Genomic DNA, 15,107 nt, shown 5'->3' with positions numbered 1-15,107 from the left:
GCCGCCGTCCGGGGCGGGCGGCGGCGCGGCCGCCCGCCCCGCCCCCCCCCCCCCCGCCCCCCCCCGCCCCCCCCCGCCCCCGCCCCCCCCCCCCCCCCCCCCCCCCCCCACACCGCAGGTTCGATGATCAACCGCAGCCTGCGGTGCATACTCGCCTCCAGCAGCTGTGAGCTGCGTCGATCGAGGGGGACACCGAGTTGTGCGCCACACCCGCCCATCCGGTCGGCGGCCGGACCCACTGTTTCGGGACGGTAATGTTGTTACGTCGTGCGGTACAAGGCCCGGAGGGTGCGCCTCGCGATTGTGGGTACTCCGCGTTAGTCGTGTGTCACGGCGACCGAGTAGTTGACGCGGATTGGAAGGAGACCCGAGTCGATGCTTTCCGGGCAGAGTGGGCGTGTGAGCCTTCTCGGCGGTAGTGACGGCAAGGCCCATGGGAAAGCTCCGATTCCGGTGCGTCCTCCCGAGCGTGCCGCCGTCTGGAACTGGCCGGACCTCTCGGTATTGCTGATCGAGGATGATCAGGCCGATGCCCTGCTTGTCGAGGAGTTGATCGCCGACGGCGCACCCGGCCTGCCGGTGCGGTGGGTGCGGTCCGCGGCCGAGGCCCGCGAACGACTGGCCGTCGAGCTGCCCGATTGCGTGCTGCTCGACCTGCACCTGCCGGATGCGCAGGGGCTGGAGGCGCTGGCCACGGTGCGCGAGTACACCGACCAGGTGGCGGTGGTGGTGCTCACCGGGCTGGACCAGGAACAGATCGGGCTGGCCGCGGTCGCGGCGGGTGCCCAGGACTACCTGATCAAAGGTCGGATCGAGCCCGAATTATTCGGTCGCGCACTGCGTTACGCCATCCAGCGTAAGCAGGCCGAACGCGCCGCGGCGGCGCTGCGGGCGAGCCAGATGCGCGCGCAGGAGAACGCGCGACTCGAACGCGGCCTGCTGCCAACCCCGTTGCTGCGCGGTGAACGCGCGGTCGACATCGTGGCGCGCTACCGCCCCGGCCGGGCCAACGCCCTGCTCGGCGGCGATTTCTACGACGTCGTGCAGCAGGCCGACGGCACCGTGCACGCGCTGATCGGCGATGTCGCGGGCCACGGCCCGGACGAGGCCGCGACCGGGGTTGCGCTGCGGCTGGCCTGGCGCACCCTGGTGCTCAGCGGTATCTCCGGCATCCGGCAGCTGCGGTTGCTGGAGGAGGTGCTGCTCGCCGAGCGCGCAGGCAAGCAGACCTTCGCCACCCTGACCAGCCTGACCCTGTGCCCGCACGACCATCGGGTGCTGGTGACCAGGGCCGGGCACCCCGGCATGCTGTTGCGTACCAGCTCGGCGGTCGACTGGGTGGAGGTGCCGGGCGGTCCCGCCCTCGGCTTCCTACCCGGCCGCGCCGACTGGAGCACCCACGAGATCACGCTGCCCGTCGGCTCCGGCCTGATGCTGTTCACCGACGGACTGTTCGAGGGGCACACCGCGGCGGGCGAGGACCGCCTCGGTGAGGAAGGCCTGCTGGAGCTGGCCCGCACCATCACCGTCGCGGAGCCCGCGGTGTTCGTCGACGAGCTGATCCGGCGTGCCGAGGCGCTCGCCGAATCGCACGGCGGCCTCGAGGACGACGTGGCGGTCATGTACTTGCAGTGGCATCACCGAGACCTGAATCAGGACAATCGATGACGACATCCCCCAGGAAGCAGTCCATCGCCGGTCGACTGACCGTGCAGGGCTGGTTCATGCTCGTGTTGGCCCTCATGGTGATCCTGGTGATCGTGGGCACCGCGATCGGTGCCCATCAACTCACCAAGACCAACCGGGTCGCCGACCGGATGGTGGATGGGCTGCAACCCGCCACCGCCGAGACCTATCGCCTGCAAAGCGCGCTGCTCAACCAGGAGACCGGCATCCGCGGCTACGTCATCGCCGCCGACTCGCAGTTCCTCGCACCGTATTACGAGGGAAAGCAGGTGGAAGCACGGGCCGCGGCCAAGCTCCGTGAGCTGCTCGCGGGCCGCCCGCAGCTGCTCGCAGACCTCGACGCGCTGGAACGTGCGGCCGACGAGTGGCGCACCGGTTATGCCGAACCGTTGACCACCGCGGTGGCCGCGCGCGGCACCGACGCCGTCGATGCGCCGACGGCCGCACGGGGCAAGGCGGCCTTCGACAGCGTCCGCGCGCTGTTCACCAAGCAGGACACCGACCTCACCACCGAGATCGACCGGGAACGCGCCGAGCTGGAGAACTCCCGCGACGTGCGGGATACCGTGCTGGCAAGCATGGTCGCCGCCTTCCTGCTGGCCGCGATCGCGTTGACCCTGCTGGTGCGCAGGCTGGTCGCGCGGCCACTGGACTACCTGGAGGCCGCCTCGTTGCGCGTCGCCGACGGCGACTTCGACCACCACATCGCCGCACGCGGGCCCGCCGACCTGGCCACCGTCGCGGAGGCGGTGGAGAGTATGCGACGCCGGGTCGTCGCCGAGTTGGCGTCCTCGCGTGTCCAGGAGGCGGCACTGGCCGAGCAGACGACCGAGCTGGACGCCCAGACTGTGGAGTTGCGCCGCTCCAACGCCGAACTCGAACAGTTCGCCTACGTGGCCTCGCACGATCTCCAGGAGCCGCTGCGTAAGGTCGCCGCGTTCTGCCAGCTGCTGGAGAAGCGCTACGCCGGACAATTGGACGAACGCGCAACCCAGTACATCGCCTATGCGGTGGACGGCGCCAAGCGCATGCAGGTGCTCATCAACGATCTGCTCACCTTCTCCCGGGTCGGCCGGGTCATCGACGGCAACGTGCCGATCAGCCTCGACCAGACCCTGGACAAGGCGATGACCAATCTCGCTGCGGCCGCCGAGGACAACGATCTGCGGCTGGAACGCCCCGACGAGTTGCCCGAGATCACCGGCGACCCGACCTTGCTGACCATGTTGTGGCAGAACCTCATCGGCAATGCGATCAAGTTCCGTACGCCCGACCGGTCGCCGGTCGTGCGGCTCGAGTGTGTGCCGGACGGCGACACCGGCGGGTGGCTGTTCTCGGTGTCGGACAACGGGATCGGCATCGCGCCCGAGTTCGGGGAGAAGGTGTTCGTGATCTTCCAGCGGCTGCACAGCCGGGAGGAGTACACCGGCACCGGTATCGGACTCGCCCTGTGCAAGAAGATCGTCGAGCATCACGGCGGCAAGATCTGGCTCGACACCGAGTACACCGGCGGCACCCGCTTCTGGTTCACGCTGAATTCGCCGGTGCCGGAGCGCGACTCCGAGCCGGCCGGCGATTCGGGCTCATCCGGTGAGTCCGGTCAGGGCACCGCATACAGCGAAACCATTTCGCTCAGCGCAGCCGGCGCGGACGGCGAAGCCAGTCCACTCGATCACACCAGCTCACCCAGCCCGGCGAGCTGATCCCGCTCTACCATTTCACCGAACCGGCTGTCCCCCAACGTGAGTCAGCCACACCACAAGGAGATTGCTTTTGTCCATCCCCGGTCAGCCCATCGATATCCTGCTCGTCGAAGACGATCCCGGCGACGAGTTGATGACTCGGGAAGCGTTCGAGGACAACAAGATCGGCAACACCCTGCACGTCGCGCACGACGGCCAGGAGGCGCTCGATTTCCTCTATCGGCAAGGCGAGTACGCGGAGGCCCCGCGGCCGGATCTCATCCTGCTCGACCTCAATCTCCCGCGATACGACGGGCGTCAGGTGCTCGAGCGGATCAAGGCGGACCCTGATCTGTCGCACATCCCGGTGGTCGTGCTCACCACGTCGGCGGCCGAGGAGGACATCCTGCGCAGCTACAAGCTGCACGCCAACGCGTATGTGACGAAGCCGGTCGACCTGGACCAGTTCGTCGCGGCGATCAAGCACATCGACGATTTCTTCGTCCAGGTCGTCCGGCTTCCTCGACTGCACTGATTCGGCGCCGGACCGCGTTGCCCTAGACCCCGGCAACGTTGCTCCAGCCCAACCAGGTAGATCCAGTCCCGGGCTACGTCGATCCGGGCTCCGGCAGTTCCGCTCGACCTAAGCGGGGCGGCGCGGTTGCTCGACGGACAGCGCGTCGTCCACGGTGTTGTGCACGCTGAGCAGCTTGTCCAAGCCGGTCACCTCGATCGGGCGGCGCACCGGGGGCGAGGCAACCACGCGCAGCTGGCCCGACGGCAAGGACTCCGCGGCGACGAGCAGCACGCTCAATCCGGCGGAGCCGAAGAACTCCACCAGCGACAGGTCCACGACCAGCGTGTTCGGCTGATCTCGCAAGGCCTCGTCCACCGCTGCTTGGAACTGCGGAGCGGAGGCCATATCGATCTCCCCGGTGAGCGACAGGATCCGGGTGGAATCCACCGATCGCACGTCCGTCTCCAGGCTCTTGGCCTTGCCATCCGTGCTCATCGGGCCTCCTCCTGGACTCCGACGCGCACGACGCCAACGGGCGCCGTTCCACCTCGGCTCGACCGAACTGAGCCCGCTACACCAAACCGGTTGCCTGGCATCGCCACTTCGCTACCTCCGACGCGTCGACCCTCCGCCCGCCCGAACACGGCGCGGAGATGATCCAACTCGCCAAACTACCGTAGTCGGACCTCGGTTGCCGCGCCCGCCCGGGCCTGCGGCGCGCCGGTGCACCGGCGGACCGTGCGAAGTGGGCGCAAACTCCGGCGATCGCGGAGGCCACCTGGGCTGATGCCTGCCCGAGGCCAGCCGATCGTGCCCCGTCGCACCCGGTTAGCGGCCGGTTGTCAACGCACTCGGGCGGGTCGGCGATCCTCGGCGAAGTCCAGCTCCAATGTCACGGGAATCACCTCGACCTCCAGCGCCGCACGCAGTCGGGTGACCGCGTGGCCGAGGATCTTGCGGCGCAGCTCGGCGATGTCGGCACTCGGTTCGGCGGTCACGATCAGGTGCAGTTCCGGCGCGGTGCGCTCGCCGGACAACCAGGCAGCGGCGGTGCGCACGCCCGGATAACTCTCGATATCCGCGGCGACCGGTGCCGCTGCGGTCGACGAGGCGAGCACGGTGGTACCTGCCCACTCGGTGCCGCCGGTCCGCCAAGTGACCGATTTCGGCATTCGGAAAATCTGGGCCAACAGCCAGCGCAGGCACAGCAATCCGAGCAGCACGGCGACCGCGACGGCGGCCCACAGCACCCAGGTCGGCGGTGCGTCGGTGCCGGGGACCACGGTGTCGTCGGACTGGACCCAGCGCAGCCGCCCGTAGTGCGCGGCGACGGCCAGGACGCCCGCGGCTAGCAGGAGCAGGCCGGTCAGCCCGAGCAAGCTTCGGTTCAACGTGGCCGGACGGTTGGTGCGCACCATCACGCCTCTCCTGTCTTCGGTCCCCGCAACTTGGCGCGCACGTGGCGCACCCGCTGCGGGCCGATCTCCTGAACGCGACGGGTGAGTCGCTCGCAGATCTCTTCGGGCAGGCCCTCTGAGCCTGCTCGATCGGTGCGAGCGGCGACCTTGACCGCTTTGCGACGCAACTTGATTCGGGCGGAGCTGACGCCGTCGACCGTGCCTGCGGCGCTGCGCAGTGCCGTGCGCAGTCCCCCGCGCGTCACCCCGGCGGAGATGCCGTCGTCGGCGGCGAGCGGCAGCACCGCGGCCCGGCCGGGCCACAGCGCCAGCGCGAGCAGCACGAAGCCGAACACCATCGCCGCGATGCCGACGCCGAGCACCGGCAGGTCGTGCCACTGCATGCCGTGCAGGTCGGCGGCGACGGAGTCGTAGGAGACGAACTCGTGCGCGCCGACCAGGCGCTGGATCAACGACACCGTCACCGCGACGCACCCGGCCAGCAGCAGCACCGCGACCACGATCGCCGGACCTGCTCGGCGCGACCTTCGGATCACCGGACTCTCCTTCCCACAACGGTTTCGGTGGTCAGCTCGGCCACCACGATGTCGATCGCGGTCACCGTGAGGCCGGTCAGCTCCCGCGTCCGGTCGGCCAGATGGGCACGACACTCCTCGGTCACCCGGCCGATCGGCGACGGGTAGCTGATCGGCAACCGGATCGCCAGGGCGGTGCGGTCCGGGAAGACCTCGGCGTCGACCCGCACGTCGGCACCCACGCCGGCCACCTCGCGGGCGGCCTGCTCGACGATCCGCTCGACCGCGCGCGGCGCGACCGTGAGGACGCCGGGATACTCGTCCGTGACGACGGCGGTGGTCATCGTCTGCCCTTGCCCTGCGCCGATTGGAGCAACCCGGCCAGGTCGAGCTCGCCGTCGAGCCAGCGGCCGACCAGCAGGCCGAGCACGGCGAACAACAGCACGATGGTGAAGGCGCCGAAGCCGCCGAACGCACCGGCGAAGCCGAGCGCGAGACCGACCGCGAGGCAGATCGCTGTGGCGCTCATCTACTGCACCCGGCTGCTCTGCTCGGGTTCCTCGTCGTCACCCGGGATGTACACGTCGTTGACGTTGATGTTGACCTCGACCACGTCCAGCCCGGTCATCTGCTCGATCGCGTTGATCACGTTGCGGCGCACCGCCTTCGCCAATTCGGCGATGGCGACGCCGTATTCGACGACGAGTTCCAGGTCGACGGCGGCCTGGGTCTCGCCGACCTCGACCGAAACGCCCTGGCCGATGTTGGTGGACGCGCCGGGGATACGGTCGCGAATGGCGCCGAACGCGCGGGCCGCGCCGCCACCCAGATCGTGCACGCCGCGGACCTCGCGGGCCGCCAGCCCGGCGACCTTCTGCACGACGACGTCGGCGATGGAGGTGGTGCCCTGGTCGCTGACCAGTTTGCTGTCCTTGTCCGGCGATCCGGCGGCGGATACCCGGTTCGCCGGTGTCTTGGTGTCCGAAGTGGCCTTGTTGTCGGTGCTCTTGTCGGTGGTTGTCGTCGCGCTCATTGCTGCTCCTCCTGATTTCCCTTGCGGTACATCGGATATCGGCTTCCTCTACATCGACACCTGTCCGGTCCGGAACGTCACGGGCGATGCGGTGTGAGCTAGGTAACCCCCTCACTGCCGAAGGCGTCGGCGTCGAGTTCGGCCACCACCAGGCGCAGCCGGGCGTCGGCCCAGTCGGTGCCCGCGAGTGCGGCGCGCACGGCTTCGGTCGCCTTCTCCAGCAGTGGCGTCAACGGCAATGCGGCGGCGGCGACCCGCACCTCCACCCGGCCGGGGCCGACGTCGATCGCGAAAGCTCGTGCGTCCCATGGCCACCAGGCCGGGCTCTCCCCGCCGAGGGGTGTCGCGGGGCGAATACCGTCGATCGTGTCCAGCGCGCCGAGGATCACGGCGATGAGGTCGCTGGTGGAAGTCACGGCACCGCCCTTACAGCTACTCGGTTCAGCGGTTGACGCACGCCGCTCACGACCGTTCCGGCTCGATATCGAGAATCGACACCGAGACCTCCTCGACCGTCTGCCCGGTCTGTTCGAACACCACCCGCGAAACCTCCTGTTGCACTGCGTGACCGATCAGCGCCGCGGCGCGCTCGGCCGAAATCACTACGTCCACTTGCACCCTCAGCGCCCCGGAGGCGCTTCGGCGCACCCGCACACCCTCCGACGCCGCGGGGTCGGTGCTCGTCAAGCGTTGTTTGCCGACCCGCACCAGCGACGAGACCAGCCCGCGCACACCGGGTTCGAGGCGGATGACGCCCGGTGTCGCACACGCCGCCCGCGCGGCCACCGCGGCAACGACCGGCGCCTCGACGCGCACCTCGGAGACAGCATCGGTCGTCATCGCTGCGCGTCCCCCGTTTCGTCGTCCTCATAGATGTCGGCGACCACCAGATCCAGCGTGGTGAGCACCAGACCGACCTGCGCGGCGAGTGCGGCGGTGACCCGCTCGCGCACCAGTGGCAGCGCATCGCCGACGGTGGTGTGCCCGAACCGGATGGCCACGGCCAACTCGACCGCCACCTCCGTTTCGCCGTCCATCCCCATCCCGACCCGGCGCACCCGGCACTGCCTGGCGCGCACACCGGGCACCGAATCGGCGGCATAGCGCAGCACGGTGGCGACGGCCTGCTCGCTCACCTCGACCGTGCCCGCCGCGGGGGTGGGCAATACCAGGGTCCGGCCGCGGCGGGCCTCCGCGCGCACCGCGGACATGATGCGCCCGGTCAGGTCGGGCGGCGGCGGATCCGGCTCGTCGATCAGTTCCTTGGTCGCGACGCGCAGGGCCAGCAGGCTGTCCCTGGCCGAGCGGCAGTGCGGGCAGGTCTTCTCGTGTTCATCGCCGAGTCCCGCCTCGACCGCGTCGAGCCGATCCCAGACATGTTCGATCTCGCGGCCGCAGGGCAGCCGGTAGTCCTGTTCCGTCGTTCCGTTCACCGCCATGGTTTCATCACCTCGGACAAATGGGCTCGTGCTCGGGCTATCCGGCCGCGCACCGCCGTCGTGTTCACTTCGACGATGTCGCCGATCTCCTCGTAGGTCAGCCCGTGCACCTCGCGCAACAGCCAGCACGCGCGCTGTTCGGGCGTGAGCAGTTGGAGCGCCGCGTTCAACGCCTCCAGTTGAGTGCTCACCTGAACGGCATGCTCGGGTTGAGTATCCGAGCGGGGCGATTCGGTGGTCTCCGGGTCGACCTCGACCGTCGGCCGACGCGCCCGGATCACATTCAAACAACGGTTGGTGGTCATCCGATACAGCCAGCCGACGAAGGCGGCGTCATCGTTGAGCTGCGGCAGTCTGCGCCACGCACCGAGAAATACCTCCTGGACGACGTCCTCGGCGTCGGAGCGGTCGGCGAGCATCTTGACCGCGAGGCGAAACATCTGCGCTTGATAGCGCAGGACTAGCTGTTCAAAGGCCCTCATGTCGCCGTCACGCGCCCTGCTCACCAGGGTCGCATCGTCAGGCGCGGTCTCGGCAACCGTTTCTGTCGTGGTCACAGCACCTCCTCCACCGCTCATCAGGTAGACACCGGGGATCGGAAAGCGTCACGTCCAGTATGACGTGATCGTTGTCTCAATGGTTGCTGCGTGCGCTTCGCTGAGCGGCCGTGTCTATAAGGCGTGTGCATCCAATCCGGATGTGCCGCGACACAGCGGAGGTTTCGATGTCTCTGAGCGACAAGATCGGCAACAAGGTCGACGAGTTCGGCGGCAAGGCCAAGGAGGCCGCGGGCAACGCGACCGGCGACGACGACCTGCGCGCCGAGGGCAAGGCGGACCAGGTCGAGTCCGCGGTCAAGGGCGCGGTCGAGAACGTCAAGGACGCCATCGGTGACGCGGTGGACAAGGCCAAGAACGCGCTGGGCAAGTAGCCCGGCCCGCGTGGCGTGCGGCCGCTGATCCGGCCGCACGCCGCCCGGCTCGAACAAGGGTATGACTGTGATTGATCATCGACCGACCAGAATCGCCGGTGTCGAACCGGGCACCGCACTGCTGGCCGCGGCCACCTGCCTGGCGTTGACCATCGGCGTCGCCGCCATGACCCGGTCCGTCGTCGCGACCGTCGCCGCGTCCGCCGCCATCATGCTCGGCCTTGTCGTTGTGCTGATCATCTTGCCGCACAAGGCTTGACGAGCTAGCTGACCTGCTTCCGCGGACTTTGCAGCGCGTCCTCGACGGCCGCGAGCGCGTCGACCGGGGTGCGGTTCTGGCCCTTCTCGTTCTGGCCGAGCTGCGGCCAGCCGGAGCCTTGGGGGCCGTGCAGCTGGGTCCAGATCTCCCGGGTCTTGTCCAGCAGCTCGCGCTGTTCCATTTCGTTCAATGCGGACATGAATTCCTCCTCTATTCCGACGCCGCACACCGCGGCGAAGTCCTGGGGCGACATGTCGTAGGCGATGTTCATGTCGCAGTCGCCGAACGGCGGGCAGCCCTCGGGTAGACCGCCGCCGAAGCCCTGACCGTCGGTGTACTGGTGGGCGAGCTGGCCGGGCAGATTCGGGTTGCGGCCGTAGCCCGCGCCGATCACGCGCACCCCATCCGGGCGGTGCGCCCACATGTCGAAGAAGTCGCCGCGGTTCGCGTAGGCGATCACCCGCCGCCGGTCGCCGAGCCAATCGACCAGATTCCAGTACGACGCGTTGATGCCGTCGGAGTGATCGCCGCCGGGATTACCGCCCGATTCGACGTCGATCATGCTGATCATCCGCGGGTGCGGGCCGCCCAGACGCGCGACCATGTCGCGGTGCGTTTCGACGGTTTCCAGCCAGTTCGGCCGCCAGTAGAAATACACGATGAAGCACGCCAGGCGTCCCGAATCGACTGCCCGGCAAGCCCATTCGTAATTCGCGACGAAGTTGTCATCGCGGAAGTCGCCGTCGTTGGACCGGAAGCTGAGTATCGCGTGCGGATAGGAGTCGTCTACCGGGACCTGAAAATATGACACGTCCGCGAAAAAAGTGTCGACCATTGGATCTCCCTCGATTTCGTCTGCCCGAAATTTCCCCCGAGTGGTCGCCGCACCGCCGATTCCCCGCCTTCCCGACCCCGTGAGACGTCGATGAAACGTGAGTGAAGGGCGCGGACCGGAGACTCATCCCTGTAGCAAGAACCGCCGGTGCCCGTTCAGCGCGACGGAGCCAATGCTGTAGCTGGACGGCGGCCGGGGGTAGTCGTCGGTCTGATGAGCGAACCGAGCGTTCCATTTGTCGGACCGCGAACGATATGCAGCACGTGCTCGGTTCGTTGCAGTATCTGCACGGGAGGACAGAGAGTGAACGAAGCGACGATGGAAAAGGCGGCCTTGGGGGGCCGTGGTGTGCTCGAGGGGGCATTCGCCCTGCTCGAGGCGCTCGCGGACGGTGATGAGCTGGGTTTGACCCAGCTCGCGTCGGCGGCAGGACTACCGAAGGCGACCGCCTATCGGTTACTCAATCAATTGGTCGCGGAAGGAGCAGTGCAGCGCCGCAGCGGGCGCTATCAGATCGGACCCCGGGTGTTTCGGCTCGGGCAAACCTGGCAACCGGCGCGGTTGCTGCGGGCCGCCTCGGCCCGGCCGCTCGGGCAATTGACGGCGACGTCGGATCGGGGCGGCTTCAGTCTCGCGGTGACCGATCGAGGGCACACGATGCTGATCGGCGGCATCGGGCGGGAGATCGATGCGGTCTTCCCGCTGCGGGCGGGGACGCTGCTGCCTTCGGGCACCGCCGCCGAGCAGGTGCTGGCCATCGGGCATCCGAATCACCAACCACCCGAAGGGTTTTCACCCCGCGAGTGGAGCCGTCAGGTCACGTTGGCGCGGGAGCGTGGCCTCGCCTACGACACCGACCTGAGCCGATTCGGGCTGGCCTGCGTCGCGGCGCCGGTGCGCGGTCCGGGCGGCGAGGTGGTCGCCGCGCTGGCGGCGACGGTGGGTGAGCTGAATCGGCTGCCCGCGCTGGCCGAGGCGGTGCTGCGCACGGCGGGGCTGGTGAGCGCCAATCTCACGCGGCTGTTGCGGTCGCAGGGGGCTATGTCGCTCTGAGAGCGGGAGTCGTGGGGGTGCCGCCCAGGCAGTGGGGCGGCACCCCGACGGCTCTACCTAACTCATCGCGTGTGCAACGCCCGCACACCAGACCTGGGTGATGGCACGGGTGGCGTGGATGTCGGCCAGTGGGTCGCCGTCGAGCAGCACGAGATCGGCGCGCATGCCCGGCGCGATCGTGCCGCGGTCGGCCAGGCCGAAGTGGGCGGCGGGCGCCGTGGTCGCGGCGCGTAGCGCTTCGGCCGGGGGCAGGCCCGCGGTGACGAGCAGCTCCAGCTCGCGGTGCAGGGAGTCGCCGTGCGCGGGCTGGAACGGGACGCCGGGCTCGGCGTTGGCGTCGCTGCCCGCGAGGACGGGCACACCGGCGGCGTGTAGCGTCGCGACGCTGGCGAGACAGTCGGCGAACCCCAGAATGCCCAAAGTTGTTGCTACGCCCTGCATCATGACGAGGGTCGGCGCGGCGACACGGCCCTCCTCCGCCATCCGGCGCACCGCCTCCGCGGGCAGCTGGCCGTCCATCGGTACATGGGTGATGATATCGCCGCCGACATCGAGTGCCAGCGTGTAGGCGCCCAAAGACGCTGCGTGGATGACGATTCGGAGGTCCTTGGCCCGCGCGGCCGTGACCACCGCTTTGGCGGAGGCTTCGTCCGGGCCGCCCTCCCCCGGCGCTTCGAGCACCAATTTGATGTAGTCCGAGCCGGCCGCCGCGCGCTCGGCGACCATCGCCTCGGCCGCCTCCGGGCCGTGGATGACCGCGTGCTCGGCCATGCCGGGAATCCGGGCGTGCGTGCCGCCCGGACCGATGATCGGCGTTCCCGCACTGCGGATATCGGTGGTGCCCGGCTGGTTACGCAGCGCCGCGAGGTGCTCGGGCGGCCACGTGGTCATGTCCAATGCCGTGGTGACGCCGTGCGCGACGAGCTGATCGAGCGACTCCGGGCCGTGTAGGTGCACGTGGGCGTCGATGAGGCCGGGTAGCAGGATCGCGCCGTGGCCGTCGATACTGTCGGCGCCGCCGGCATCGGTGCCGATCACCGCACCGTCGATCACCACCGTGGTCGGCTCGGTCAGCTCCGCGCCATCGAAGACACGGACGTTGCGCAGGGCGGTTTTACCGATCGCTGGGGAGTCGACGGTCACGCAAGCCTCCGGTGCGGTAGTCGTGCAGCGGCGAGGGGTGCGACCGCTCCGCTACGGAACGTTAGTAGCCGCCAGTGGATTTGTCCGCACACGAAGTGGTAACGCAATGTTCTTGTCGGGGCACCATTTGGTCTCACCTACGGGGTGGCCGAGCAGCGAATGCTGTGCGGGCGTCGTCGGGCGGGGTGAGACGGTGGCCCTACGACCCTCCGGAAATCTACGCATATGCTCAGCTGGTGAACTACTGCCCATCGAGGGCGGCATCCGAAGTGTGACGCACAACACTGACGGGGTGGTTATGACCAGGGACACCAGCGTTGCGCTGCAGGCCGCCATCTTGCCTGGACTCGACTCCGGCATCGCGGTACCGACTTATGACCGGTCCGCAATCACCACCGGCATAGTGCATTTCGGTGTCGGCGGGTTTCACCGCGCCCATCAGGCGATGTATCTCGACCGGCTGCTGGAGCGCGGCGAGGCGCGCGAGTGGGGCATCTGCGGCGTGGGTGTATTGCCCGCCGACCGCAAGATGCGCGATGCGCTGACGGCGCAGGACGGGCTGTACACGCTGTCGGTGCTGACGCCGGACGGCCGCTGGAACACACGCGTGATCGGCTCGATCGTCGAGTACCTGTACGCGCCCGACGATCCCGAGGCGGTGCTCGCGAAACTGGCCGACCCGGCCACCCGGATCGTCTCGCTCACCGTCACCGAAGGCGGTTACCACTACTCGGCGACCACCGGCGTATTCGACGCCGAAGATCCGGATATCCAGGCCGACCTCGTGCCGAATGCGGTGCCGTCCACCCTCTTCGGGCTGATCGTCGAGGGGCTGGCCCGGCGCCGGGCACGGGGTATCGCACCGTTCACCGTGCTGTCGTGCGACAACATCGAGGGGAACGGGCATGTCGCGCGCACTACCTTCAGCGCGTTCGCCGCGCTGCGCGACCGCGAGCTCGGTGACTGGGTGGCGCGGGAGGTGCGCTTCCCGAACTCGATGGTCGACCGGATCACCCCGGTCACCCCGCCCGAGGCGGCGGCCCAGGTCGCGCGGCGTTACGGGGTGGTCGACCGGTGGCCGGTGGTGACGGAGCCGTTCACGCAGTGGGTGCTGGAGGATTCGTTCACGCTCGGGCGACCCGACTACGGCGCGGTCGGCGTGCAGTTGGTCGAGGATGTCGCGCCCTACGAGTTGATGAAGCTGCGGCTGTTGAACGCCGGTCATCAGGCACTGGCGTACTTCGGATATCTCACCGGCTATCGACTGGTGCACGACGCGGCCCAGGATCCGGCGTTTCGCCGATTCCTCCTGCGGTACATGGACATCGAGGCGACGCCGACCTTGCGGCCGGTGCCCGGGGTCGACCTGGATCAGTACAAGCAGACGTTGATCGAGCGTTTCGCCAATCCGGCGATCGGTGACACCGTGGCGCGCCTGTGTGCGGAGTCGTCGGATCGGATACCGAAGTGGGTGCTGCCGGTGGTGCGGCAACGACTGGCCGACAACGGCGAGATCACCTGTGCGGCAGCGATTGTCGCGAGTTGGGCGCGCTACGCGGAGGGCGTCGACGAACACGGCGAGCCGATCGAGATCGTGGACCGGCTGCGCGAGCGGCTGATCCCGCTGGCTCGCCGCCAGCGGGACGATCGCACCGCATTCCTCGAGGATCGTTCGGTTTTCGGTGATCTGATCGACGAGCCGCGGTTCGTGCGCGCCTATGTGGCGGCGCTGGATTCGTTGTACACCAAGGGCGCTCGGGCTACCGTCGCGGAGCTGGCCGGGCCGGCCTAGATGGGCAGAACCCGGGTCACCGCGTGTGTTTCGTCGCCAACGGCGAACCAGATGTCGAGGGCGGAGCCCGTGCGATGTGCGACGAGTTCAACGACATCGCCGGACCGCAGTGGCTTGGCGTACTCGATGATCGCGCGGTGTGCGCCCGACTTCAGATCGTCGTGGTCGGCCAGGACTTCTTCCACGCCGCTGAGGTAGACCGAGTTGTTGACGTGGTCGAGCATGTCGATATCGGTGATGCGCAGCGGGAAGGGGCGCACCTGCACACCGGTGGCGTCGGCGGTGGGCGGCGGGTCGGTGAGGGCGGCCTTCCAGCGCAGCCGGTGTTCGGTGGTGCTGGCCAGCATGGGCTCCATGAAGCGGTCGCTCATCCGGGCGGGCACGCCGGATTCGGTGCCGAAGTGGATCAGGAAGGCCTCGGTCTCGACCAGGCCGCCGCTGCTGCCGCAGATCTGCACGCGCATATTGCACCAGCGGTTGGACAGGCCCGAGCACCAGCGGCGCAGGGTGACCCGCTCACCGAACTGGATCGGCTTGAGGACGTCGATCACCGTGCGGCGCACCACCCAGCCACGGTGGCTTTCGCCGTCCTCGACCGCGTCGAGGTGCTCGAAGCCGATGTCCTGGAGGTAGCGGGCGATGGCGTCGAGCCGCAGGCGTTGGTCGCCGTCGGTATCGGCGAGACGGACCGGCCACCCCGTTTCGAACGGGGTTCCGGCGGGCGGACGTTCCGGCAGCACGCTGGGAATGACCATGGTCGGATAATGCCAGGTCATGGTTGCCGGGCGCGCGCCGGCACGGTCA

General features: G+C 68.6%; 20 protein-coding genes. 7 read left to right on the top strand and 13 right to left on the bottom strand.

What is annotated here, in order from left to right; translation table 11 throughout:
• Positions 1–447: 447 nt before the first annotated feature.
• The 3 genes from ACIHA7_RS38730 (at position 448) to ACIHA7_RS38720 (ending at position 3,903) form a co-directional block, all read left to right on the top strand.
• Positions 448–1,668: a PP2C family protein-serine/threonine phosphatase gene (locus tag ACIHA7_RS38730; RefSeq protein ID WP_397297018.1), complete on the top strand. Its 1,221-nt coding sequence runs from the start codon at positions 448–450 to the stop codon at positions 1,666–1,668.
• A complete protein-coding gene (locus tag ACIHA7_RS38725; RefSeq protein WP_397297002.1) occupies positions 1,665–3,389 on the top strand; it encodes a CHASE3 domain-containing protein in 1,725 nt (574 codons plus the stop codon). Before ACIHA7_RS38730 ends, ACIHA7_RS38725 begins: the two co-directional genes overlap by 4 nt.
• 70 nt (positions 3,390–3,459) lie before the next feature.
• On the top strand, positions 3,460–3,903 hold the full coding sequence (locus ACIHA7_RS38720) for a response regulator (RefSeq protein ID WP_397296999.1): 444 nt from the start codon (positions 3,460–3,462) through the stop codon (positions 3,901–3,903).
• A 108-nt stretch (positions 3,904–4,011) separates the two neighbouring features.
• Here the strand turns inward: ACIHA7_RS38720 and ACIHA7_RS38715 are convergent, their stop codons facing one another.
• From ACIHA7_RS38715 to ACIHA7_RS38670, 10 genes are all read right to left on the bottom strand, one after another.
• The gene (locus tag ACIHA7_RS38715; RefSeq protein ID WP_397296996.1) at positions 4,012–4,380 is read right to left on the bottom strand and encodes an STAS domain-containing protein; all 369 of its coding nucleotides are present in this window, start codon (positions 4,378–4,380) and stop codon (positions 4,012–4,014) included.
• Positions 4,381–4,727: 347 nt separating this feature from the next.
• A complete protein-coding gene (locus ACIHA7_RS38710) occupies positions 4,728–5,303 on the bottom strand; it encodes an alkaline shock response membrane anchor protein AmaP (protein WP_397296993.1) in 576 nt (191 codons plus the stop codon).
• Positions 5,303–5,839: a DUF6286 domain-containing protein gene (locus ACIHA7_RS38705; protein WP_397296990.1), complete on the bottom strand. Its 537-nt coding sequence runs from the start codon at positions 5,837–5,839 to the stop codon at positions 5,303–5,305. Before ACIHA7_RS38705 ends, ACIHA7_RS38710 begins: the two co-directional genes overlap by 1 nt.
• The gene (locus ACIHA7_RS38700) at positions 5,836–6,162 is read right to left on the bottom strand and encodes an Asp23/Gls24 family envelope stress response protein (RefSeq protein ID WP_397296988.1); all 327 of its coding nucleotides are present in this window, start codon (positions 6,160–6,162) and stop codon (positions 5,836–5,838) included. The genes ACIHA7_RS38705 and ACIHA7_RS38700 overlap by 4 nt, the downstream gene beginning before the upstream one ends.
• Positions 6,159–6,347, bottom strand: a complete 189-nt coding sequence (locus tag ACIHA7_RS38695; RefSeq protein ID WP_135236158.1) for a hypothetical protein — start codon at positions 6,345–6,347, stop codon at positions 6,159–6,161. Before ACIHA7_RS38695 ends, ACIHA7_RS38700 begins: the two co-directional genes overlap by 4 nt.
• Positions 6,348–6,851: an Asp23/Gls24 family envelope stress response protein gene (locus tag ACIHA7_RS38690; RefSeq protein ID WP_397296984.1), complete on the bottom strand. Its 504-nt coding sequence runs from the start codon at positions 6,849–6,851 to the stop codon at positions 6,348–6,350. It lies immediately after the preceding gene.
• Between the two features lie 98 nt (positions 6,852–6,949).
• On the bottom strand, positions 6,950–7,267 hold the full coding sequence (locus tag ACIHA7_RS38685) for a hypothetical protein (protein WP_397296981.1): 318 nt from the start codon (positions 7,265–7,267) through the stop codon (positions 6,950–6,952).
• Positions 7,268–7,313: 46 nt separating this feature from the next.
• A complete protein-coding gene (locus tag ACIHA7_RS38680; RefSeq protein ID WP_397296978.1) occupies positions 7,314–7,691 on the bottom strand; it encodes an Asp23/Gls24 family envelope stress response protein in 378 nt (125 codons plus the stop codon).
• The gene (locus ACIHA7_RS38675; RefSeq protein WP_397296976.1) at positions 7,688–8,290 is read right to left on the bottom strand and encodes an Asp23/Gls24 family envelope stress response protein; all 603 of its coding nucleotides are present in this window, start codon (positions 8,288–8,290) and stop codon (positions 7,688–7,690) included. The genes ACIHA7_RS38680 and ACIHA7_RS38675 overlap by 4 nt, the downstream gene beginning before the upstream one ends.
• Positions 8,281–8,847: an RNA polymerase sigma factor gene (locus tag ACIHA7_RS38670; RefSeq protein ID WP_397296973.1), complete on the bottom strand. Its 567-nt coding sequence runs from the start codon at positions 8,845–8,847 to the stop codon at positions 8,281–8,283. The genes ACIHA7_RS38675 and ACIHA7_RS38670 overlap by 10 nt, the downstream gene beginning before the upstream one ends.
• Before the next feature lie 167 nt (positions 8,848–9,014).
• On the opposite strand from ACIHA7_RS38670, the gene ACIHA7_RS38665 reads away from it, so the two are divergent.
• Complete coding sequence (locus ACIHA7_RS38665; RefSeq protein WP_107655425.1) at positions 9,015–9,221, top strand: CsbD family protein; 207 nt, start codon at positions 9,015–9,017, stop codon at positions 9,219–9,221.
• A gap of 61 nt (positions 9,222–9,282) precedes the next feature.
• A complete protein-coding gene (locus ACIHA7_RS38660) occupies positions 9,283–9,480 on the top strand; it encodes a hypothetical protein (RefSeq protein WP_397296969.1) in 198 nt (65 codons plus the stop codon).
• Between the two features lie 4 nt (positions 9,481–9,484).
• Here the strand turns inward: ACIHA7_RS38660 and ACIHA7_RS38655 are convergent, their stop codons facing one another.
• Positions 9,485–10,315 carry a hypothetical protein gene (locus ACIHA7_RS38655; protein WP_397296967.1) on the bottom strand — a complete coding sequence of 277 codons (831 nt, stop codon included), beginning with the start codon at positions 10,313–10,315 and terminating at the stop codon, positions 9,485–9,487.
• A 303-nt stretch (positions 10,316–10,618) separates the two neighbouring features.
• Between ACIHA7_RS38655 and ACIHA7_RS38650 the strand changes: the two genes are divergently transcribed.
• On the top strand, positions 10,619–11,368 hold the full coding sequence (locus ACIHA7_RS38650; protein WP_397296965.1) for an IclR family transcriptional regulator: 750 nt from the start codon (positions 10,619–10,621) through the stop codon (positions 11,366–11,368).
• A 57-nt stretch (positions 11,369–11,425) separates the two neighbouring features.
• Here the strand turns inward: ACIHA7_RS38650 and ACIHA7_RS38645 are convergent, their stop codons facing one another.
• Complete coding sequence (locus ACIHA7_RS38645; RefSeq protein WP_397296962.1) at positions 11,426–12,511, bottom strand: amidohydrolase family protein; 1,086 nt, start codon at positions 12,509–12,511, stop codon at positions 11,426–11,428.
• Between the two features lie 298 nt (positions 12,512–12,809).
• On the opposite strand from ACIHA7_RS38645, the gene ACIHA7_RS38640 reads away from it, so the two are divergent.
• Entirely contained in the window at positions 12,810–14,303 is a 1,494-nt protein-coding gene (locus ACIHA7_RS38640; RefSeq protein ID WP_397296959.1) for a mannitol dehydrogenase family protein, read from the top strand.
• Here ACIHA7_RS38640 and ACIHA7_RS38635 read toward each other — a convergent pair.
• Complete coding sequence (locus ACIHA7_RS38635; protein ID WP_397296956.1) at positions 14,300–15,058, bottom strand: acyl-[acyl-carrier-protein] thioesterase; 759 nt, start codon at positions 15,056–15,058, stop codon at positions 14,300–14,302. The two genes, ACIHA7_RS38640 and ACIHA7_RS38635, sit on opposite strands and share 4 nt — an antisense overlap.
• Positions 15,059–15,107: the final 49 nt, after the last annotated feature.

The organism is Nocardia sp. NPDC052316, assembly GCF_044547795.1.
GTDB lineage: Bacteria > Actinomycetota > Actinomycetes > Mycobacteriales > Mycobacteriaceae > Nocardia.
Note: the sequence above shows the minus strand (reverse complement) of the source record. Positions and strands in the feature narration are given on the sequence as shown.